16 protein-coding genes are annotated in these 19,977 nt (G+C 67.1%); 10 read left to right on the top strand and 6 right to left on the bottom strand.

The window, feature by feature from the left end:
- Positions 1–165: 165 nt before the first annotated feature.
- The 6 genes from O0J73_RS14240 to O0J73_RS14215 are packed head-to-tail and all read left to right on the top strand — an operon-like array spanning position 166 to position 8,880.
- Positions 166–1,770 (top strand): glucoamylase family protein, encoded by a 1,605-nt coding sequence (locus O0J73_RS14240; RefSeq protein ID WP_197564173.1) that lies wholly within the window; start codon positions 166–168, stop codon positions 1,768–1,770.
- A 4-nt stretch (positions 1,771–1,774) separates the two neighbouring features.
- Positions 1,775–3,115, top strand: a complete 1,341-nt coding sequence (locus O0J73_RS14235) for a sugar ABC transporter substrate-binding protein (RefSeq protein WP_006456350.1) — start codon at positions 1,775–1,777, stop codon at positions 3,113–3,115.
- A complete protein-coding gene (locus O0J73_RS14230; protein ID WP_006456348.1) occupies positions 3,112–3,993 on the top strand; it encodes a sugar ABC transporter permease in 882 nt (293 codons plus the stop codon). The genes O0J73_RS14235 and O0J73_RS14230 overlap by 4 nt, the downstream gene beginning before the upstream one ends.
- Positions 3,990–4,826: a carbohydrate ABC transporter permease gene (locus O0J73_RS14225; protein ID WP_006456347.1), complete on the top strand. Its 837-nt coding sequence runs from the start codon at positions 3,990–3,992 to the stop codon at positions 4,824–4,826. Before O0J73_RS14230 ends, O0J73_RS14225 begins: the two co-directional genes overlap by 4 nt.
- Positions 4,823–7,990: a discoidin domain-containing protein gene (locus O0J73_RS14220; protein WP_006456345.1), complete on the top strand. Its 3,168-nt coding sequence runs from the start codon at positions 4,823–4,825 to the stop codon at positions 7,988–7,990. Before O0J73_RS14225 ends, O0J73_RS14220 begins: the two co-directional genes overlap by 4 nt.
- Before the next feature lie 2 nt (positions 7,991–7,992).
- Positions 7,993–8,880 carry an endonuclease/exonuclease/phosphatase family protein gene (locus tag O0J73_RS14215; protein ID WP_308308980.1) on the top strand — a complete coding sequence of 296 codons (888 nt, stop codon included), beginning with the start codon at positions 7,993–7,995 and terminating at the stop codon, positions 8,878–8,880.
- Between the two features lie 238 nt (positions 8,881–9,118).
- Here O0J73_RS14215 and rne read toward each other — a convergent pair whose 3' ends face one another.
- On the bottom strand, positions 9,119–12,367 hold the full coding sequence (rne, locus tag O0J73_RS14210) for a ribonuclease E (protein WP_308308979.1): 3,249 nt from the start codon (positions 12,365–12,367) through the stop codon (positions 9,119–9,121).
- Between the two features lie 408 nt (positions 12,368–12,775).
- On the opposite strand from rne, the gene O0J73_RS14205 reads away from it, so the two are divergent.
- Positions 12,776–13,750: an RluA family pseudouridine synthase gene (locus tag O0J73_RS14205; RefSeq protein ID WP_125427288.1), complete on the top strand. Its 975-nt coding sequence runs from the start codon at positions 12,776–12,778 to the stop codon at positions 13,748–13,750.
- Positions 13,751–13,863: 113 nt separating this feature from the next.
- On the opposite strand, the gene zupT is transcribed toward O0J73_RS14205, so the two are convergent.
- From zupT to O0J73_RS14190, 3 genes are all read right to left on the bottom strand, one after another.
- Complete coding sequence (gene zupT / locus O0J73_RS14200) at positions 13,864–14,673, bottom strand: zinc transporter ZupT (protein ID WP_006456115.1); 810 nt, start codon at positions 14,671–14,673, stop codon at positions 13,864–13,866.
- Positions 14,674–14,771: 98 nt separating this feature from the next.
- The gene (locus O0J73_RS14195; protein WP_053512033.1) at positions 14,772–15,188 is read right to left on the bottom strand and encodes an energy transducer TonB; all 417 of its coding nucleotides are present in this window, start codon (positions 15,186–15,188) and stop codon (positions 14,772–14,774) included.
- Positions 15,185–15,535 carry a 4a-hydroxytetrahydrobiopterin dehydratase gene (locus O0J73_RS14190; protein WP_006456031.1) on the bottom strand — a complete coding sequence of 117 codons (351 nt, stop codon included), beginning with the start codon at positions 15,533–15,535 and terminating at the stop codon, positions 15,185–15,187. The genes O0J73_RS14195 and O0J73_RS14190 overlap by 4 nt, the downstream gene beginning before the upstream one ends.
- Before the next feature lie 90 nt (positions 15,536–15,625).
- On the opposite strand from O0J73_RS14190, the gene O0J73_RS14185 reads away from it, so the two are divergent.
- Both O0J73_RS14185 and O0J73_RS14180 read left to right on the top strand, forming a co-directional pair.
- A complete protein-coding gene (locus O0J73_RS14185; protein ID WP_006456023.1) occupies positions 15,626–16,225 on the top strand; it encodes an NfuA family Fe-S biogenesis protein in 600 nt (199 codons plus the stop codon).
- A gap of 10 nt (positions 16,226–16,235) precedes the next feature.
- The gene (locus O0J73_RS14180) at positions 16,236–18,002 is read left to right on the top strand and encodes a hypothetical protein (protein ID WP_308308978.1); all 1,767 of its coding nucleotides are present in this window, start codon (positions 16,236–16,238) and stop codon (positions 18,000–18,002) included.
- Positions 18,003–18,180: 178 nt separating this feature from the next.
- Here the strand turns inward: O0J73_RS14180 and O0J73_RS14175 are convergent, their stop codons facing one another.
- Together O0J73_RS14175 and O0J73_RS14170 are read right to left on the bottom strand one after the other, a co-directional pair.
- Positions 18,181–18,594: a barstar family protein gene (locus tag O0J73_RS14175; protein WP_308308977.1), complete on the bottom strand. Its 414-nt coding sequence runs from the start codon at positions 18,592–18,594 to the stop codon at positions 18,181–18,183.
- On the bottom strand, positions 18,594–19,046 hold the full coding sequence (locus O0J73_RS14170; protein WP_006455967.1) for a ribonuclease domain-containing protein: 453 nt from the start codon (positions 19,044–19,046) through the stop codon (positions 18,594–18,596). Before O0J73_RS14170 ends, O0J73_RS14175 begins: the two co-directional genes overlap by 1 nt.
- Before the next feature lie 219 nt (positions 19,047–19,265).
- On the opposite strand from O0J73_RS14170, the gene O0J73_RS14165 reads away from it, so the two are divergent.
- Complete coding sequence (locus tag O0J73_RS14165) at positions 19,266–19,877, top strand: superoxide dismutase (protein WP_308308976.1); 612 nt, start codon at positions 19,266–19,268, stop codon at positions 19,875–19,877.
- Positions 19,878–19,977: the final 100 nt, after the last annotated feature.

Below are 19,977 nucleotides of genomic sequence, written 5' to 3'. Positions count from 1 at the left end.
CCGCCCCCCCCCCACGCCGGTGCCGACCAGGGGGCAGCGGCGTGGGCAATGATCGCGGTGTCAAACCACGTTTTTCGTGGTTTTTTAAGAACGCACCTTGTAAACGATTTCAGATCATTGGACGTTATGCTTTCCCATCGATCAGACCACCGGAGGAACCGCGCCATGCAGGCACGCCATCTGTTGTCCGCCGCAGCGTTGAGCCTGGCCGTGGCCGCCTGCCAGCCGGCCCAGCAGGAGCCTGCCAAGCCGCGCCCGCCGGTGATCCTGATCGAGGCCGACGCACCGCCGCGGCCGATGAAGCCGGAGCTGCCGCCGCTGTTCGACGACATCGAGCGCCGCACCTTCCAGTTCTTCTGGGACACCACCAACGAGATCAACGGCCTGACCCCGGACCGCTATCCGTCGCGGCCGTTCGCCAGCATCGCCTCGGTCGGCTTCGCGCTGACCGCCTATCCGATCGGCATCGAGAACGGCTGGGTCAGCCGCAACCAGGCGATCGAGCGCACCCTGACCACGCTGAAGTTCTTCCGCGACGTGCCGATGGGGCCGCAGCGCACCGGCAAGGCCGGCTACAAGGGCTTCTACTACCACTTCCTGGACATGCAGGAAGGCCGTCGCTACGACAGCTGGGTCGAGCTTTCGTCGGTGGATACCGCGTTGCTGATGATGGGCGTGCTGTTCGCGCAGTCGTACTACGATGGCGACGATCCGCGCGAGAAGGAAATCCGCCAGATCGCCGACACGCTGTACAGGAAGATCGACTGGCCGTGGCTGCAGCAGCGTGCACCGCTGATCTCGATGGGCTGGTTCCCCGAGAGCGGCTTCATCGACCACGACTGGATGGGCTACAACGAAGCGATGATGGTCTACATCCTTGCTTTGGGCTCGCCGACGCACCCGGTGAGCCCGGATGCCTGGACGGTATGGACGCGGACCTACGACAACGACTGGGGTGTCTACCAGGGCCAGGAATACCTGTCCTTCGGCCCGCTGTTCGGCCACCAGTACAGCCACGTCTGGATCGACTTCCGTGACATCCAGGACGCGTACATGCGCGAGCGCGGCAGCACCTATTTCCTCAACAGCCGTTCGGCCGCGCTGGCCCAGCGTGAGTACGCCATCGCCAACCCGATGCAGTGGAAGGACTATGGCGAGAACGTGTGGGGTTTGACCGCCAGCGACGGCCCGCAGAACACCACCCAGGAATACCGCGGCGAGCAGCGCCAGTTCCGCCATTACTCTTCGCGCGGCGCCGGCCTGCGCGAGAACTTCGATGACGGCACCATTGCGCCGACCGCCGCAATCGCATCGGTGGTGTTCGCGCCCGAGCAGGTGATCCCGGCCACGCTGGAGATGCACAAGCGCTATGGCGACTACATCTATTCCAGCTATGGCTTCCTGGATTCGTTCAATCCCAGCTTCAACTACGACATTCCAATCAAGACCGGTCGCCTGGTGCCGGATCGTGGCTGGGTCGCCAGCGACTACATCGCCATCGACCAGGGCCCGATCCTGACCATGATCGCCAACTACCGGAATGATTTCGTCTGGGAAGTGATGAAGAAGAACCCGTACATCCGCAAGGGACTGGAGCGGGCCGGGTTCAGTGGTGGCTGGCTGGCGCCGGAAGGCTCGTTCCAGCCGCTTGAACTGCAGAAGGACGAAAAGGCCGCGGCGGCACGCGCGGTGGGTATCGCCGAATCACGCGCGGCTGCCGCGCAGGAACAGAAGAACAATGCCAACCGCACCACAGGCCAGGGCAAGTAACCCGATGCCGAACTGGATCGACCGCCTGCGCCGCTGGGCGCTGCCTGCCCTGGCCGCACTGGCCGTGGCCGGCTGCGCCCGCACCGAGCCGGGCACCACCACCGTGCGCTTCTGGGCGATGGGCCGCGAGGCCGAGGTGGTCAGCGAGCTGATCCACGAGTTCGAGGCCGAGAACCCCGGCGTCAAGGTGGATGTGCAGAACATTCCCTGGACGGCCGCGCACGAGAAGCTGCTGACGGCGTTCGCCGCCGACGGCCTGCCCGACGTATGCCAGCTCGGCAACACCTGGGTGCCCGAGTTCGCCGAACTCGACGCGCTGACGCCGCTGCAGCCGTTCGTGCAGCGTTCGTCCGTGGTGGACCCGAAGGACTACTTCCAGGGCATCTGGGATACCAACGTGATCCATGGCGAGCTGGTCGGCGTGCCGTGGTATGTCGATACCCGCCTGATCTACTACCGCAAGGATCTGCTGGCCAAGGCCGGCTACGACCATCCGCCGCGCACCTGGCAGGAGTGGGACGAGCAGATGGCCGCGATCAAGAAGATGCAGGGGCCGAACCGCTACGCGGTGCTGATGCCGATCAACGAGTTCGAGCAGCAGCTGTCGCTGGCGCTGCAGCAGCCCGATCCGCTGCTGCGCGACGACGACACCCGCGGCAATTTCGCCAGCCCGGGGTTCCGCCGCACGCTGGCCTTCTACGCCAACATGTTCGAGCAGGGCTGGGCGCCGAAGATGTCCGAGACGCAGATCTCCAACGTCTGGGACGAGTTCTTCCGTGGCTTCAATGTGTTCTACATCTCCGGTCCCTGGAACATCCGTGAGTTCAAGAAGCTGCAGCCGAAGGAGCTGGAAGGGCAGTGGGGTACCGCCGCATTGCCGGGACCGGACGGCCCCGGGGCCGGCATCGCCGGTGGCACCAGCCTGGTGATCTTCCGCAAGTCGCAGCAGAAGGAAGCCTCGTGGAAGCTGATCGAGTTCCTGTCGCGGCCGCAGATCCAGGCGCGCTTCCACTCGATCATCGGTGACCTGCCGCCGCGCCGCAGTACCTGGAATGCGCCGTCGCTGGCCAACGATCCGCTGGCGGTTGCGTTCCGCGACCAGCTGGAGCGGGTCAAGCCGACGCCGAAGGTGCTCGAGTGGGAGCGCATCGTGCAGGAAATGCGCATCGTCACCGAAAAGGTGGTGCGCGGTGGCCTGCCGCAGGACAAGGCGGTGGAAGAGCTGGACCAGCGCGTGGACAAGGTGCTGGCCAAGCGCCGCTGGATGCATGAACAACAACGCCTGCAGCAGCGTGCGCCGTCGCCGCAATCGAGCAGTGCCGTGGCCGCCGGGAGCGCGCAATGAAACGTACTTCACTTGCCGGCTGGATCTTTGCCGGCCCCTCGCTGATCGTGCTGGGCGTGTTCTTCGGCCTGCCGGTGGCTTCGGCGCTGGCGCTGAGCGTGACCGACTTCGACCTCTACGCGCTGGCCGACAGCAGCAACCTGCGTTTCGTCGGCCTCGGCAACTACATCGATCTGCTGCAGACACCGATGTTCTGGAAGTCGTTGTGGAACACCACCTACTTCGTGCTGATCGGCGTGCCGTTGTCGATCGGCGTGTCGCTGGGCGCGGCGATGCTGCTCAATGCACCGGCCGCGCGCTTCAAGGCGCTGTTCCGCACCGCGCTGTTCGCCCCGGTGGTGACCACTCTGGTGGCGGTGGCGGTGATCTGGCGCTACCTGTTCCATACCAGCTACGGGCTGGTGAACTACGGACTGGGCCATCTGGGCATCAGCCCGATCGACTGGCTGGGCGATCCCAACTGGGCGATGCCGACCATCATGCTGTTCGCGGTGTGGAAGAACTTCGGCTACAACATGGTGATCTTCCTGGCCGGCCTGCAGGCGATCCCGCATGACCTGTACGAGGCCGCGCGCATCGACGGCGCCTCGCGCTGGAAGCAGTTCCTGCACATCACCCTGCCGATGCTCGGCCCGGTGCTGCTGGTGGTCGGGGTCATTACCGTGTCCGGCTACTTCCAGCTGTTCGCCGAGCCCTACGTGATGACCCGTGGCGACCCACTGCAGAGCACCGTCAGCGTGCTGTATTTCATGTTCGAGGAAGGCTTCAAGTGGTGGAACCTGGGACGCGCCTCCGCGGTAGCGTTCCTGCTGTTCCTGATCATCCTGGCGGTGACCACCGTGATGCTGCGTTTCGGCCGCAGGAGGCAGTTGGTATGAGTCGTGAAATCGGCCAGTCGCGCTGGTACCCGTGGATGATCAATGGTGCGTTGCTGGTGCTGGCCCTGGTCAGCCTGGCGCCGCTGCTGTGGATGGTGTCGGTGTCGTTCATGCCGCAGGGCGAGGCCAGCCATTTCCCGCCGCCGCTGCTGCCTTCGAGCATCACCACGCACAACTACCATGAGCTGTTCGCGCGCACCGGCATGGGCGGCAACTTCGCCAACAGCCTGCTGGTGTCGCTGGGCATCACGATTGGTTCGCTGCTGCTCAACACCATGGCCGGCTATGCGTTCGCCAAGCTGAACTTCGTCGGCCGCGAGCGCCTGTTCCAGGTGCTGATGGCCGCGCTGGTGATCCCGGCGCAGGTGGCGATGCTGCCGCTTTTCCTGCTGATGAAGCAGCTGGGCCTGGTCAACAGCTTCGGCGGCGTGATCGTGCCGGCGCTGGCCAGCGTGTTCGGCATCTTCCTGGTCCGCCAGTACGCGCGTTCGATCCCGGACGAGCTGCTGGAAGCGGCGCGCATCGACGGGGCAGGGGAGCTGCGCATCTTCTTCCAGATCGTGCTGCCGATGCTCAAGCCGGTGCTGGTGACCCTGGCGATCTTCACCTTCATGGGCGCATGGAACGATTTCATGTGGCCGCTGATCGTGTTGACCGACCAGGAGCACTACACTTTGCCGGTGGCACTGGCCACCCTCTCGCGCGAACACATCATGGACGTGGAAATGATGATGGCCGGCGCGGTGGTCACCGTGGTCCCGGTGCTGGCGCTGTTCCTGGTGCTGCAGCGGTACTACATCCAAGGTCTGTTGCTGGGGAGCGTCAAAGGATGAAGCGAGCGATCGCCGTTGGACTGGGCCTGTTGTGGACCTCCCTGGCGATCGCCGCGCCGCCGGCGCTGCCGGCACCGAAAGTGCTGGACGATTTCGACGATATCGGTGCCTGGAAACTGGTGCTGTCCGACCAGGTCAGTGGTTCGTTGCGCCCGGTCAGTGGTGCCGGTGGCGGCCGCGCGCTGTGCCTGGACTACGATTTCCACAAGGTTTCCGGCTACGTCGGCATTCGTCGCGCGCTCAACATCGAGTACCCGGCCAACTATCGCTTCGGGTTCCAGCTGCGCGGTGATTCGCCGGGCAATGACCTGCAGTTCAAGCTGATCGACGCCAGCGGCGACAACGTGTGGTGGGTCAACCGTCCCGGCTACAGCTTCCCCAAGGCGTGGACGCCGGTCCAATACCGCCGCCGCCAGATCGACAAGGCGTGGGGGCCGTCGCCCGAGAAGGAGATGGCGCGCAGTGCCGCGGTCGAGTTCACGATCTACAGCAAGGTCGGCGGGCGTGGCACGGTGTGCTTCGACAGGCTGACCCTGCAGGGCCTGCCGCCGCAGGATGATTCAGCGCTGGTGCCATCGGTGATCGCCGATACCGCCACCGCGCTGCAGGACCGCATGATCGACGGCAAGAGCGATACGTTCTGGATCAGCGGGGGTGTCAAGCAGCAGACCATCAGCCTGGACCTGCACAAGAGCCGCGAGATCGGCGGTGCGGTGATCGACTGGCTGCCGGACCTGGAAGCGCGCCGCTATACCGTGCGCACCTCGGAAGATGGCCGCGACTGGCGCACCGTACGCGAAGTGACCAGTGGTGCCGGTGGCCGTGATTGGCTGGCGCTGCCGGATACCGACGCACGCTACGTGCGCTTCGATCTGCAGGATGGCCCGAACTGGCGCTATGGCATCCGTGACATCGCGCTCAAGCCGCTGGCCTTCGCTGCCACTCCGAATGCGTTCCTGTCGTCGGTGGCTGCCGACCTGCCGCGTGGTGCACTGCCGCGCGCCTATGTCGGTGAACAGCCGTACTGGACCCTGCTGGGCCTCGATGGCGGCCAGGAGCAGGCGCTGATCAGTGAGGACGGCGCACTGGAGCCGGCCAAGGGCAGCTTCAGCATCGAACCGTTCATCCGCCTCGATGGCAAGCTGCTGGACTGGTCGAAAGTGGCCATCACCCAGTCGCTGCAGGACCACTATCTGCCGATCGCCAACGTCGACTGGGTACACGAGAAGGTCGGCCTGGCGGTGACCAGCTTCGTGCAGGGCACGCCGGAGCGCTCGCAGCTGATCGGCCGTTACCGGTTGAGCAATCCGGACAAGGTCGCGCATGAGTACACCCTGGCACTGGCGATCCGCCCGTGGCAGGTCAACCCGCCGACCCAGTTCCTCAACACCGTCGGCGGCTTCAGCCGCATCGATGCGCTGGATGTCGGCGAGCAGCTGGTGCGGGTCAACGGTGAGCCGCGCATCTACCCGCTGCAGGTGCCGGACGCGCGCTTTGCCAGCACGTTCGACGGCAAGCTCGATGCGATGCACCTGGCCACTGGCAAGTACCCGGCCACCACGGCGGTGAAGGACAGCACCGGAATGGCGTCGGGCGCGCTGATGTATACGATCAAGCTGGAGCCCGGCCAGAGCCGCGAAGTGGCGGTGGTGCTGCCGCAGACCGGTGGCTGGGCGCCCAAGGCGCTGGACGTGGCCAAGGCGCAGGCACAGGTGGCCGAGCAGTGGCGACAGAAGCTGGGCGTGGTTTCGCTGCAGGTGCCGGCGGCCGGCCAGGCGCTGGTTGATACCCTGCGTACCGCGGTGGCGCACATGCTGATCTCGCGCGTCGGGCCGCGCCTGCAGCCGGGTACGCGTTCCTACGCGCGCAGCTGGATCCGCGATGGCGCGATGATTTCCGAAGGCCTGCTGCGCATGGGCCGCAGCGACGCCGTGCGTGACTACATCAACTGGTACGCGCCGTACCAGTTCGAGAACGGCAAGGTGCCGTGCTGCGTCGATGCGCGCGGCAGCGACCCGGTGCCGGAGAACGACAGCCACGGCGAGCTGATCTACAGCATTGCCGAATATGGGCGCTACACCGGCGACAGCACCTTCGTCGAACTGATGTGGCCGCACGTGCAGGGCGCCTATACCTACATGGAACAGCTGCGCGCCAGCGAGCGCACCGAGGAAAACCGGGCGCGCAACCCGGCCTTCTACGGGATGATGCCGGCGTCGATCAGCCACGAAGGCTATTCGGCCAAGCCGATGCATTCGTACTGGGACAACTTCTGGGCACTGCGTGGTTACAAGGACGCTGCACTTCTGGCGACCCAGCTGGGCAAGGTCGAGGCGATGCAGATCGCTGAATCGCGCGACCAGTTCCGCGATGACCTGCAGGCCTCGCTGCTGTCTGCGATGCAGCAGCACACCATCGATTACCTGCCGGGTTCGGCCGAGCTGGGCGATTTCGATGCAACTTCGACCACCATCGCGCTGGCCCCGGGGGGGGAGCAGGGCCGCCTGCCGCAGCAGGCGCTGGAAGCGACCTTCGAACGCTATTGGAACGAATTCGTGGCCCGCCGCGATGGCAAGCGGGAGTGGAAGGACTACACCCCGTACGAGTGGCGCAACGTTGCCGCGTTCGTGCGCCTGGGCTGGCGTGACCGCGCCTGGCAGGCCACCGAGTTCTTCTTCAAGGACCGAGCGCCGCAGGCCTGGAACCAGTGGGCCGAAGTGGTGTCACGCACGCCGCGCAAGCCGTTCTTCGTGGGTGACCTGCCGCATGCCTGGGTTGCCTCCGACTTCGTGCGCTCGGCGCTGGACATGTTCGCCTACCACCGCGACATGGATGACGCCCTGGTGCTGGCCGCCGGTGTGCCGGCCGCGTGGTTGCAGGGCGAGGGCATTGCCGTGCAGGGCCTGCGAACGCCGCAGGGCCAGCTCAACTACCGCCTGCAGCGCAGCGACAAGCAGCTGACGCTGGAGGTGCAGCCGGGCCTGGTACCGCCGGTGGGCGGCGTGGTGCTGCCGTGGCCGTATGCCGGTGATCCGGGCGATGCCACCGTCAACGGTGAAGCGGTCGAGTGGATCAACAAGGAACTGCACGTGCACCAGCTGCCGGCGCGGGTCGAGATCGACGTGCCGAGCGCGGTGCGCCGCGCCGAACGCAAGGGACAGTAACGATGAAGCAGCAGGGGGTGAGGGTGCGCACGTCGGTGCGTGCCCTGGGGCTGGCGATTGCAATGGCGCTGCCGGGTGTGGTGATGGCGATCGAGCCTGCGGCCACCGCCGCGTCGGCTGAGGTGGCCAATGCGCCCGGCATGAGCATGGTCACCTTCAATCTGCATCACGACCGCGAGGACTGGCCGAGTCGTCGCCGCACCATCCTGGCCGAGCTCAAGCGCCTGCAGCCGGATGCGGTTGCCCTGCAGGAGGTGATCCAGCGGCGCAATGTCCGCAACCAGGCCCAGTGGCTGGCCAGCCAGCTCGGCTACCGGTATGTGTTCGTGTCCACCGATCCGGTCGGGGCCCCGAAGCGCTACGGCAACGCGTTGCTGACCCGGCGTCCGATCCTGGCCCACGGCGATCATCTGCTGCAGCCGCTGGACGATTACCGTACCGTCGCCCATCTGCGCATCGACGTCGATGGAACGCCAGTGAATGTCTACGCCACGCATCTCAACGAGCGCAACGACGAGCGTGGCCAAGGCATTCGTCGCAGCCAGGTGGAGGACCTGCTGCGCTACATCACCACGACGTCGGCCGGTGCGCCGGTGGTGATCGCGGGCGATTTCAATGCACTGGTGGATGCCGGCGACCTGAGCGAGCTGCGCAGCCATTACGGCGACAGCTACGGCAGCGTGCACGTGAACACCGACCTGGCTGGCGTCAGCACCTTGAACCGGCACTACTACCAGGCGCCCTCGCGGATCGACCACATCTTCTTCCAGCAGGACGAGATGGTTGCGCGCGAGGCAAAGCTGCTGTTCGACCAGCCCGACGACAGCGGGCGCTGGGCCTCGGACCACTACGGCGTGTGGACCCGCCTGCAGTTCGCACCGAAACCCTGACGCAGACGCGCTTAGGCAGGTGCCAACCCTGGTTGGCCTCTACCAAAGCAGTGACCGTGCGCGGGTGGTGCCCTGGAGGGTGCCAACCTTGGTTGGCACGGGCGTGTCCGCGTGCATTCAATCAACGGCGCCAACCAAGGTTGGCCTCTACCAATTCGAAACCTGCGCAAATCGCACAAACAAGAACGGCGGGGATCATCGATCCCCGCCGTTCTGCTTTTACGTGATCAAAGAGCGATCAGTTCGCTGGCGGCGTGCGCTTGGCGGTCTCTTCGTCTTCTTCGTCAGCCTTGGCTTCGGCAGCCTGGGCCGCAGCGTCGGTGTGACCATCGGCAACCGGGTCAATCGACGGTGCCACCACGGCCTCGGCGACCGGGGCAGCGGTTTCAACCGGAGCGGTCTCGACCGCCACCGGCGCGACCGGCTGTTCGGCGACCGGCGCGGTCTCGACGACCGACTTGGCTTCAATCGCCGGAGCGGCCTCCACCGCCGGGGCAGCCTCGAAGGCCACCGGCTGGGCTTCCGCCACCGGGGCGGTTTCAACCACCACCGGGGCGGTTTCAACCACGGCCGGCTTCGCTTCAACCACCGGAGCGGCTTCGACGGCCGGGGCAGCCTCGACCACCGCCGGCGCCGCTTCCGTCACCGGAGTCGTAACGGCCACCGGCTGCACCGGGGTCGCAGCGTCGATGGCATCGAGCATGCTGGTCTGCACCGGCGAAGGTGCCGGTTCGGCCTTGGTGGCGGCTTCAATCGGAGCCTGCACCTCGGCCACGACCGGGGCGGCGGCTTCGACCACAGCGCTGCTCACCACGGCAACCGGTGCGGCGGCAACGGCGGCGGCAGCACGAACCGGCTTTGCGGCGTCGGTAGCGGCGGGCTCGACTTCATCATCGAAGTCGAACTCCGGCTGCGAACGAGCCGGCTGCGCAGCAGCGACCGGCGCGGTGCCGGCAGTGCTGTCAGCGGTCGGCTCGGCGACATCAGTGTCATCGCCGTCGTCACCGTCGTCCTGGTCATCGCCCAGGACGTCGCTGCCGGCAGCGTTCTCGGCACCACCGCGACGACGGCGGCGGCCACCACGACGGCCACGACGACGACGGGTCGCGCCTTCGCCCGCCTGCTCGCCATTGGCGTCGGCTGCAGCTTCTTCAGCAGCGACCGCAACCACCTCGGCCTCGCTGGCCGCATTGGCAGTGGTCTCGACCGGTGCTGCGGCGTCCACCGGAGCGGCGGACACCGGGGTGACCGGCGCCACCGGTGCAGTCGCTTCCTGCGCAGTCACCACGTTGGCGGCGACCGCCGTGGCGGCCACGGCTGCAGCCGCAGTCATGGTTTCGGCCGGGACCTCGGCGGCGTTGCGCTGCGGCCTCTCGGCCGGCTTGTCGCCATCCTGCTGCGGGCGCGGCTGCTTCGGCTGCTTCAGCTTCGGCTGCTGCGGGTTCTGGCCCTGCTGCTCGTTGCGCGGCTTGTTCTGCTGCTGCGGCTGCTGGCCATCCTTCTGCTGCGGCTCCTTCTGCTTGCCCTGCTGCGGCTGCTGCTGGGCATTGCCGTTGTTACCGTTGCGGCCGTCCTTGCGCTGCTCGCCGCGGTCCTTGCGGTTGCCGCCGTCCTTCTGCTGCTGCGCGTTGCCATTGCCGCCGTTGCCACGGTTTTCGTCGCGACGGTCCTTGCGGTCCTTGTTGCGATCCTTGTTGCGGTCCTTGCGGCCGCCGTCCTGCTGCTGGCGTGCCGCCGGAGCCGCCGGCGCCGGCGCGGGGGCCGGTTCGCCACCGAACACACGCTTGAGCCAACCGATCACGCCACCGCTCGGAGCCTGCGCCACCGGCGCGGCCACGACCGGGGCCGGAGCGGCCGCGGCCGGCTCCACTTCCTCGCGCACCGGGGCGGGGGAGGTGTGCTTGACCTGGGTCACCGCCGGCGGCGGGATGTTCAGCTGGCCCTTGGTCAGGGCGTGCACCGGCAGCTTGCGCGGGGTGCCGCGCTGGTAGCTGGGCTTGTTGCTCTCTTCACCCAGCTCGTTCTCGCGCAGGCGGGTGACGGTGTAGTGCGGGGTGTGCAGCTGCTCGTCGGCGACGATCACGATCGGCGCTTCGTGGCGCTGCTCGATCTCGCGCAGGGCGCTGCGCTTCTCGTTCAGCAGGTAGTTGGCGATCTCCACCGGGGCCTGTACCAGCACCTGCCCGGTGTTCTCCTTCATCGCATGCTCTTCGGCGACGCGGATGATCGACAGCGACAGCGACTCGACGCTGCGCATGCGGCCGTGGCCGTCGCAGCGCGGGCAGACGATCTGGCTGGACTCGCCCAGGCTCGGACGCAGGCGCTGGCGGCTCATTTCCAGCAGGCCGAAGCGCGAGATGCGGCCGACCTGCACGCGCGCGCGGTCGTACTTCAGCGCGTTGGCCAGGCGGTTCTCGACCTCGCGCTGGTGCTTGTTGGAGGCCATGTCGATGAAGTCGATCACCACCAGGCCGCCGAGGTCGCGCAGGCGCAGCTGGCGGGCCACTTCCTCGGCCGCTTCCAGGTTGGTCTGGAACGCGGTGTCCTCGATGTCGCTGCCCTTGGTGGCGCGCGAAGAGTTGACGTCGACCGCGGTCAGCGCTTCGGTCTGGTCGACCACGATCGAGCCACCCGACGGCAGGCGCACGTTGCGCTCGTAGGCGCCTTCGATCTGCGATTCGATCTGGAAGCGGTTGAACAGCGGGATGTCGTCCTTGTAGTGCTTGAGCTTGCGCAGGGTCTGCGGCATCACCTGCTGCATGAACTCGCGGGCGTGCTCGTACATCTCCTCGGTGTCGACCAGGATCTCGCCGATGTCGGCGCGCAGGTAGTCACGCAGTGCGCGCACGATCAGGCGCGATTCCTGGTAGATCAGGAACGGGGCCGGCTTGCTCAGCGCGGCCTCGGCGATGGCACGCCAGACGTTGAGCAGGTAGTCCAGGTCCCACTGCAGCTCTTCGGCATCGCGGCCGACGCCGGCGGTGCGGATGATCACGCCCATGTCGTCGGGGATGTTCAGCTTGTCCAGGGCGTCCTTCAGGGCGGCCCGGTCTTCGCCTTCGATGCGACGGGAGACACCGCCCGCGCTCGGCGAGTTCGGCATCAGCACCATGTAGCGGCCGGCCAGGGAGATGAACGTGGTCAGGGCGGCGCCCTTGTTGCCACGCTCTTCCTTGTCCACCTGGACGACGATTTCCTGGCCTTCCCGCAGCAGCTCGCGGATGCCGGCCTTGTTGTGGTCGACACCGGCCTGGAAGTAGTCGCGGGAGATTTCCTTCAGCGGCAGGAAGCCATGGCGGCCACCACCGTATTCGACGAAGGCCGCTTCCAGCGAGGGCTCGATGCGGAAGATCCGGCCCTTATAGATGTTGGACTTCTTCTGTTCCTTCGACGGCTGTTCGATGTCGATGTCATACAACGACTGGCCATCCACGATGGCAACACGCAGCTCTTCAGCCTGCGTGGCGTTGATCAGCATTCGCTTCATTGTTGCGTTCCTCGCAAGCGGCTACCGCGCAGAACGCCATGGGGTTTCGCCTCTGGACACGGCTCGCCGCCCATTCGCGCAAGCGCGGGGAGGGCGGCTTGGGTTTCCAGCGCTACGACACCACGGCAGGCCGCGGGAGCGCTTCACTCTTATGGGTTTTTGGGTGTTGCAGGGCCGCAGGCAGCTGTCAGCCAGGCTGGAGCGCCACGCGGGACATGTTCAGCACGGTTGCGTGTCAGGCATCCGGCGATGGCCGGGAAGGCCGGTGAGCCGCTAACATGGCCGCCCCGCGGGCGGTGGTCGCGCACTGTGCCGGATTCGTCGGAAGCTGGGCTTCTGGCCCTGAGTAACTTCCAACGAAATCAATCCCTTATCTCGCCCCCCGAGTGTAACAGAATAAACAGCCTGATGACTGCCCAAGACCCGACCAAACCCGCTGGCGACAAGCCTTCCGTGCGCATGATCACCGTTCCCGCCGACCGCGCCGGCCAGCGCCTGGACAACTTCCTGCTCGGCCAGCTGAAGGGTGCCCCGCGCAGCCTGGTCTACAAGCTGGTGCGCAGCGGCCAGGTGCGGGTGAACGGCGGCCGGGCCAAGGCCGAACGCAAGCTGGAGGCCGGAGACGAAGTGCGTGTGCCGCCAGTTCGTCTCACCGAAGAGGGAGACAAGGCCGGTCCGCCGGAGGCGTTCATGCGACGGCTGGAGCAGGCCATCGTCTTCGAGGATGCCCGCCTGCTGGCCCTGAACAAGCCCACCGGCGTGGCCAGCCACGGCGGCAGCGGCATCAGTTTCGGCGCCATCGAGACCCTGCGTGCGCTGCGCCCGGGGCAGACCCTGGAGCTGGTCCACCGGTTGGATCGCGACACCTCGGGCCTGCTGATCGTGGCCAAGAAGCGCTCGGCGCTGAGCGAGCTGCAGGCGCTGCTGCGTGAAGACCACGGCGCCGGCATCCGCAAGCGCTACCTGACCCTGCTGACCGGGCGCATGCCCGACGGCGTGATGACGGTCGATGCGCCGCTGCACGTGGGCCTGCGCCAGGGCGGCGAGCGCCATGTGCAGGTCAACGCGATCGGCAAGGAATCGATCAGCCACTTCCGCGTGCTGGAGCGTCGCGGCGGGCATTCGTACTGCGAGGTCCGCATCGAGACCGGCCGCACCCACCAGATCCGCGTGCATGCCCAGCACCTGGGGCATCCGGTGGCCGGTGACGACAAATACGGCGATCCTGCGGTCAACAAGCGGCTTCGTGAGCAGATCGGGCTGAAGCGCCTGTTCCTGCATGCGGCGTCGCTGGAATTCGCACTGGACGACGGCAAGAGCCCGTACGTACTGAACGCGCCGCTGGCCGACGAGCTGGTCGAGGCGCTGGATCGGCTGAAGTAGGCAGGACAGGCAGCGCGCCGTATCCCCTTGTAGAGTCGAGCTTGCTCGACTGCTGTTCGGTCGAGGAATGTCAGTCGAGCAAGCTCGACTCTACGGGGCGGGCCTGGAATTCCTCACCACTTGAACAGCACCAGGCTGATCGCCAGCGTGCCCATGCCTGCCACCAGCCCGTACACCGTCTCGTGGCCCTTCGCATAGCGCTTGGCCGCCGGCAGCAGCTCATCCAGCGCCAGGAACACCATCACACCGGCAATCAGCCCGAACACCCAGCCGAAGGTGGCATGCGACAGCGATCCGGACAGCAGCCAGTAGCCCAGCGCCGCGCCCACCGGCTCGGCCAGGCCCGACAGCAGGCTGGCGCTGAACGCATAGAACTTGTTCTGGGTGGCGAAGTACACCGGCACCGCAATGGCGATGCCCTCCGGAATGTTGTGGATGGCGATGGCGAAGGCCAGCGGCATGCCTACCGACGGACTCTCCAGGGTCGCGAAGAACGTTGCCAGCCCTTCCGGGAAGTTGTGTGCGGTGATGGCGATCGAGGTCAGCAGGGCGACCCGCTTCAGGTACTCGCGGCTGTTCTCTCGAAATGCCGGGTCCTGCTTGTCCAGGCTGTCATGCGGGTTGGGGATGAAGTGGTCGATCAGCACGATCACGATCACGCCCAGCAGGAACGCCAGGGTGCCGTAGGTGAAGCCGGTGCGCTCGCCATAGGCCAGCGCGAAGGATGCAATGGACTTGTTGAGGATCTCCGACAGCGACACGTAGACCATGGCGCCGCCGGCGAAGGCCAGGCCGAAGGCCAGCAGGCGCGGATTGGGCCGGCGCGAGAACAGCACCAGCAGGCTGCCGATGGCGGTGGCAAGACCGGCCGCGAGGGTGACCGCGAGCGCGATCCAGACGTTTTCGGGGGGAATCTGCAGCATGTACCGACGCGATCCTGGTCAATAGACAACCGCCCCGGGCAAGGCCGGGGCGGCGAGGGTGAGGCGGGCGTCGGCTGGCCTCGTCGGGGCGCGCGTGATCAACCGCCGCGGCGCAGGCGTTCTTCGATGGCGAAGCACTGGTCCGGCTTCGGCTGCGGCGGGTTGAAGCTGACCGGCACCTGGATGGTGGCCGGCACCGGCTGGCCGTTGCGGGTGGCGGCATTGAACTGCCAGCCCTGCACGGCGGCCTTGGCCAGCTCGTCCAGCTGCGGGTTGCCGGCGCCGGTCAGCAGGGCGACCTCGCTCGGCTTGCCGTCGGTACCGATGGTGACCTTGAAGGTGCTGGTGCCGCCCACGCCCATGCAGGCCAGTTCCAGCGGGTACTGCGGCGGCGGCGTCTTTACCGCGGCCACTTCGGTCGGTGGCGGCGGTGGCGGTGCCGGCGGCTCGGACGCGCCGCAGCCGGCCAGGCCGGTCGCAGCGAACAGGGACAGGCTCAGCAGGCGTACGTTCATGGCAGTTGCTCCGTCAGGGCCGAAGTCTTTGCCGCGCAGATGAAGTCGTTCTCGCTCAGGCCGCCCACGTCGTGGGTGGAGAAGCGCACGACCGCGCGGTCGTAGTGCACACCGAGGTCTGGATGGTGGTCCTCGCGGTGGGCGATCCAGGCCAGCGCGTTCACGAAGGCCATGGTGGCGTAGTAATCCTTGAAGCGGAAGGTGCGCGACAGGGCCTGGCCGCCCTCGCTCAGCTCCCAGCCGGGAATCTGCGGCAGCAGTTCAGCCAGGCGGGCTTCGCCGAGCTTGTGGTCGCTGCCTTTGCGCGGCACGCAACGGGCCTGGGCCAGTGGAATCAGGTCGGCCATGGGAATCTCCACCTCGTGTTGACTGAACAATGCGCCGGACGGTGTATAAACCGAATGAGCGGCTGACGCTTACTTGGCTAGAATAGCCTGATGATCCAGATCTCCGACACTGCCCAGACCCATTTCCGCAAGTTGATCGAACGCGAGGGCGTGCCCGGCATGGGCGTGCGCCTGAGCGCGGTCGATCCTGGTACACCGCGCGCCGATGCCCGGCTGGAATTCGCCGAGCCGACCGACCTGCTCGGCGACGAGTGGGCGGTCGACTGCGATGGTTTCACCCTCTATGTCGATGCCAGCAGCGTCGGCTGGCTCGATGGCGCCGAGATCGACATCGTCGCCGGTACCGCCGGCGCCCAGCAGCTGACCATCAAGGCGCCGCGCATCAAGGGCGAAGCGCCCGGCGATGCCGCCTCGCTGGTCGAGCGCGTGCACTGGGTGGTCGAGAACGAAATCAATCCGCAGCTGGCCTCGCATGGCGGCAAGGTGGCCGTGCAGGAAGTCTCGGCCGACGGCGTGGTGCTGCTGCGCTTCGGTGGTGGCTGCCAGGGCTGCGGCATGGCCGACGTGACGCTCAAGCAGGGTATCGAGAAGACCCTGATGGGCCGCGTGCCGGGCGTGACCGCTGTACGTGATGCGACCGACCACGACAGTGGCCACGCGCCGTACATCCCTCGCGGCAACGCCGCCTGATCGCTGACGCGTGCCTCTGACCCGGGCCGAGCAGCTCATCGACCTGCTGCTGGCGCGCCCCCCCCCCGGGGCCGTCCTGGAGAAAACCACGCGCCTGCCGTATGGCTGGGCGCTGTGGCTGCGCTCGCTCGCTCCGTTGCCTCGGCCGCTGCATGCGCGGGACGTCATCGACGTGCTGCTGCCGCGTCCCTTGCCCGGGCCGCCCGGGCAATCGCCGCGTCTGTCCCCGTGGCAGGCGCTGCGGCGGTTGTTCTGGCAGGACTGGGATGCCGCACCGCGCGATCAGCGCTGGATGCGCTGGACCTCGGCTCTGGCCAGCGCGCTGTTGCATCTGCTGTTCTTCGTGCTGCTGCTGTGGGTGGCGGTGATCCGCACCACGGCGCCGGAGGAAGAGGGCGCTGAAGGCGAGCGCGTGCAGGTGGAATTCGTCGGCCGCGCTACCCAGGAAGGCGGTGGCGACCAGCCGGGCGCCGAAGCCGCTGCCGCCGCGCCGGCCGGGCAGGTAGTGGCCGGCCGCGAGGCGGGCGCCGCCAGCGCACCGCAACCGCGACCCGCCGCAGCGTCGGCGCCTGCGCCCATGCCGACGCCGGCAGCGACCGCCAGCGTGCCTGCGCCGCCGGCTGAAGCCGAACCCGCGCCGGTCGCGGCACCGCCGCCGTCTCCAGTGCAGGCCACCGAGGTGGCCGAGGCCAGCACCGACTTCGTGGTGCCGCCGGTCAGCGTGCCGCGCACCGAAGTCAGCATCGTGCCGCGCGACACCACACCCACGGTGCGCGAGCGCAGCGTGCAGCCGCTGCAGGCGCCCGCTGCGCCGACGCCGCTGCATGCGCCGGCCGTCGCGGTGCGCACGCCGCAGTTGCGTGATATCCAGGTACAGGAGCGCGAAGTCAGTACGGTCGACGCCCCGGTGGCGCCGCAGCCGCTGCGCACCGCGGATGTGCAGGTACGCCTTCCGCAACAGGATCTGCAGGTACGCGAACGCGAGGTGCAGGCCGTGGTCGATCCGCAGGTGCGGATGGCGACCGTGGCCGGCCGTGAGCCGACCGTACATGCGCCGGTGGGCCGTGACGTGCAGGTGCGCGAACGCGAAGTCGCCTCGGCACCAGTGGCGGCGCCATCACTTTCCAGTGGCAGTGCCCCCGCGGCAACTGCTGCGCCTGCGGCCAGCAGCAGCGCGGCGCAGGCCAGCAGCACGACGGCGCGCACGTCGGCATCCAGTACCGCACCGGCCCAGGCAGGCGCGCGCCCGGCACCCGATCCGGGCAACTGGGCCACGCCTGCCAAGGGCGATGACTGGGGTGCATCCAGCCGCAACCGCGACGGTGCCAGCAGTGGCGCGCGGCAGGCCAGTACTTCCGGCAAGGGCAGTGGTCTGTTCAATGCCGATGGCAGCGTGCGGGTGCCGGGGCAGGAGGGCGACGGGCACGCCGAACGGGGCGCACCGGGTGGTGCCAACGATGGCTGGACCAAGGAGCGCATCGCCCAGTCCGGCACCTGGTTGAAGCGGCCGCCGTACGACTACACGCCTACCTCGTTCGACAAGTACTGGGTGCCGCAGGAGTCGCTGCTGGCCGAGTGGGTGCGCAAGGGCATCAAGTCGATGGAGATTCCGTTGCCGGGCACCGGCACGAAGATCTCCTGCGTGATCTCGATCCTGCAGGCCGGTGGTGGCTGTGGCCTGACCAACCCGAACATGCAGGACCAGCCAGCGGTGGCGCGTCCGCCGCCGGACATCCCGTTCAAGAAAGAGCTGCAGGAAGATAACGGGAGCCGCTAGGCAGGGGGCCGCGCCCCGCACGCTGGCCGGCTCGCGCTTTGGTAGGTGCCAACCTTGGTTGGCACAGAAACGCCGACCAAGGTCGGCCTCTACCGGAGCACGCATGCCGACCAAGGTCGGCCTCTACCAAGGCATCAGCGCATGCCGACCAAGGTCGGCATCCACCAGGGCAGTGACCTCACGCGCTCTGCGACAGGAACACCCAGAACGGCACGTCACGGCCAACCCAGTCGCGGCTGGTTTCGTCCATCACGTCCAGCAGGGTGTCCAACTCCTTTTGCGTGCCGGCACGCAGCGCGTCGACGTCGGCCAGGAACAGCGCGTAGCCGTTGGCTGGCAGCCATTGCAGGTCGCGCAGGTTGTCCGACAACGCATCCCAGTTGCCGCCGAACCCCGCCGGGAAATCCAGCTGCGCGGCCAATCGTGCCAGCAGGGTGCGCTTGTCGGCCACGCCTTCCAGATCGATGCGGATCACCTTCAGGCCGGCATCGCGCATCGCCGCGGCCAGCGCGTCGATGTCGTCGCTGTCGATGGCGTAGACGCCGGCATTGTTGATGTCATGCAGGCCGAGGCCGAAATCATCGTGGCTCATCACTGCGCTCCCTGGGCCGGTACGGTGAAGCTGCGGAACGATTCATAGTGGTCGTCGGTGTAGTACCACGCCTCCGGCGGATCGCCACCGGTGACGATGCGGCGTGTGCCACGGGTGCGTGCGCCGGGCGTGTCGACGGTGTATTCGCGGTAGTAGCCGCGCGCGCGCTGCGGCAGCTGCTGCTCGCGGTTGCCGAAGGTGCTGCCGTCCTGGCGATGCGGGAACGGACCACCACGCTGTATCAGTGCGATGGTCTGGCGCGCCTCGGCGGGCAGGAACGCGGGCAACCCGCCATCGGTGCGGGCTGCCGGCGTGGCCGGGGCCTGCGCGGCAGGCGCGCCCTGCAGCTCGGGCGCGAACTGCGGCGCTGGCGCACGCTGCATGAAGTGGTTGGCGACCAGGCCGAGCAGCAGCAGGGCGATGGCGGTGATCAGCAGCCGGGGGTTGCGCATGGGCACGGGCAGGCGAGGGCGAGGCATGCACTGTAACGCCTGCGCGCTGCATGGGGCATGAGGAACGTGCAGCGTCACCGCTGCGTAACAATTGCCGGCATGCTCACCGGCAGGACGCAATTTCCTTTACATCCCCCTTGGTAATCTTACTGTCTGTCCCCATCATTCACCGCGCACTGCCCGACACCGTCGGGTGCCCTCGCAATCAGGAGATGCATCATGGCCTACACCCTGCCCAAGCTGTCCTACGCCTACGACGCGCTGGAACCGCATATCGATGCGGCGACGATGGAAATCCATCACACCAAGCATCACCAGACCTACATCAACAACGTCAACGCGGCGCTGGAAGGCACCGAGTACGCTGACCTGCCGGTCGAAGAGCTGGTGAAGAAGCTCAAGTCGCTGCCGGAGAACCTGCAGGGCCCGGTGCGCAACAACGGGGGTGGCCATGCCAACCACTCGCTGTTCTGGACCGTGATGGCGCCGAATGCCGGCGGCAACCCGGGGGGCGACGTGGCCAAGGCCATCGACAAGGACCTGGGCGGCTTTGACAAGTTCAAGGATGCCTTCACCAAGGCTGCGCTGACCCGTTTCGGCAGCGGCTGGGCATGGCTGAGCGTCACCCCGGACAAGAAGGTCGTGGTCGAGAGCACCGGCAACCAGGACAGCCCGCTGATGGAAGGCAACACCCCCATCCTCGGCCTGGACGTGTGGGAACACGCGTACTACCTGAAGTACCAGAACCGCCGTCCGGAATACATCGGTGCGTTCTTCAACGTGATCGACTGGAACGAAGTCGAGCGCCGTTACCAGGAAGCGATCGCCTGATCGGCGTCACGGGTTGAAACGAAAAGGCCGGGGGAGACCCCGGCCTTTTTGCTTGCCAGCTTCTGGCCGTCGCGCGGGTCCTGGTTGGGGGGGGGGGGGC

This window comes from Stenotrophomonas sp. Sm6012 (assembly GCF_030985895.1).
Lineage (GTDB): Bacteria > Pseudomonadota > Gammaproteobacteria > Xanthomonadales > Xanthomonadaceae > Stenotrophomonas > Stenotrophomonas forensis.
The sequence above is the reverse complement of the archived record's forward strand: the minus strand, read 5'-3'. Positions and strand labels throughout refer to the sequence as shown.

Coding starts and splice junctions, on each gene's coding strand:
- O0J73_RS14165 (WP_308308976.1), top strand. CDS start 19,266: ATGGCCTACACCCTGCCCAAGCTGTCCTACGCCTACGACGCGCTGGAA.
- O0J73_RS14230 (WP_006456348.1), top strand. CDS start 3,112: ATGAAACGTACTTCACTTGCCGGCTGGATCTTTGCCGGCCCCTCGCTG.
- O0J73_RS14190 (WP_006456031.1), bottom strand. CDS start 15,535: ATGGCCGACCTGATTCCACTGGCCCAGGCCCGTTGCGTGCCGCGCAAA.
- O0J73_RS14185 (WP_006456023.1), top strand. CDS start 15,626: ATGATCCAGATCTCCGACACTGCCCAGACCCATTTCCGCAAGTTGATC.
- O0J73_RS14175 (WP_308308977.1), bottom strand. CDS start 18,594: ATGAGCCACGATGATTTCGGCCTCGGCCTGCATGACATCAACAATGCC.
- rne (WP_308308979.1), bottom strand. CDS start 12,367: ATGAAGCGAATGCTGATCAACGCCACGCAGGCTGAAGAGCTGCGTGTT.
- O0J73_RS14240 (WP_197564173.1), top strand. CDS start 166: ATGCAGGCACGCCATCTGTTGTCCGCCGCAGCGTTGAGCCTGGCCGTG.
- O0J73_RS14195 (WP_053512033.1), bottom strand. CDS start 15,188: ATGAACGTACGCCTGCTGAGCCTGTCCCTGTTCGCTGCGACCGGCCTG.
- O0J73_RS14170 (WP_006455967.1), bottom strand. CDS start 19,046: ATGCGCAACCCCCGGCTGCTGATCACCGCCATCGCCCTGCTGCTGCTC.
- zupT (WP_006456115.1), bottom strand. CDS start 14,673: ATGCTGCAGATTCCCCCCGAAAACGTCTGGATCGCGCTCGCGGTCACC.
- O0J73_RS14205 (WP_125427288.1), top strand. CDS start 12,776: ATGACTGCCCAAGACCCGACCAAACCCGCTGGCGACAAGCCTTCCGTG.
- O0J73_RS14215 (WP_308308980.1), top strand. CDS start 7,993: ATGAAGCAGCAGGGGGTGAGGGTGCGCACGTCGGTGCGTGCCCTGGGG.
- O0J73_RS14220 (WP_006456345.1), top strand. CDS start 4,823: ATGAAGCGAGCGATCGCCGTTGGACTGGGCCTGTTGTGGACCTCCCTG.
- O0J73_RS14225 (WP_006456347.1), top strand. CDS start 3,990: ATGAGTCGTGAAATCGGCCAGTCGCGCTGGTACCCGTGGATGATCAAT.
- O0J73_RS14235 (WP_006456350.1), top strand. CDS start 1,775: ATGCCGAACTGGATCGACCGCCTGCGCCGCTGGGCGCTGCCTGCCCTG.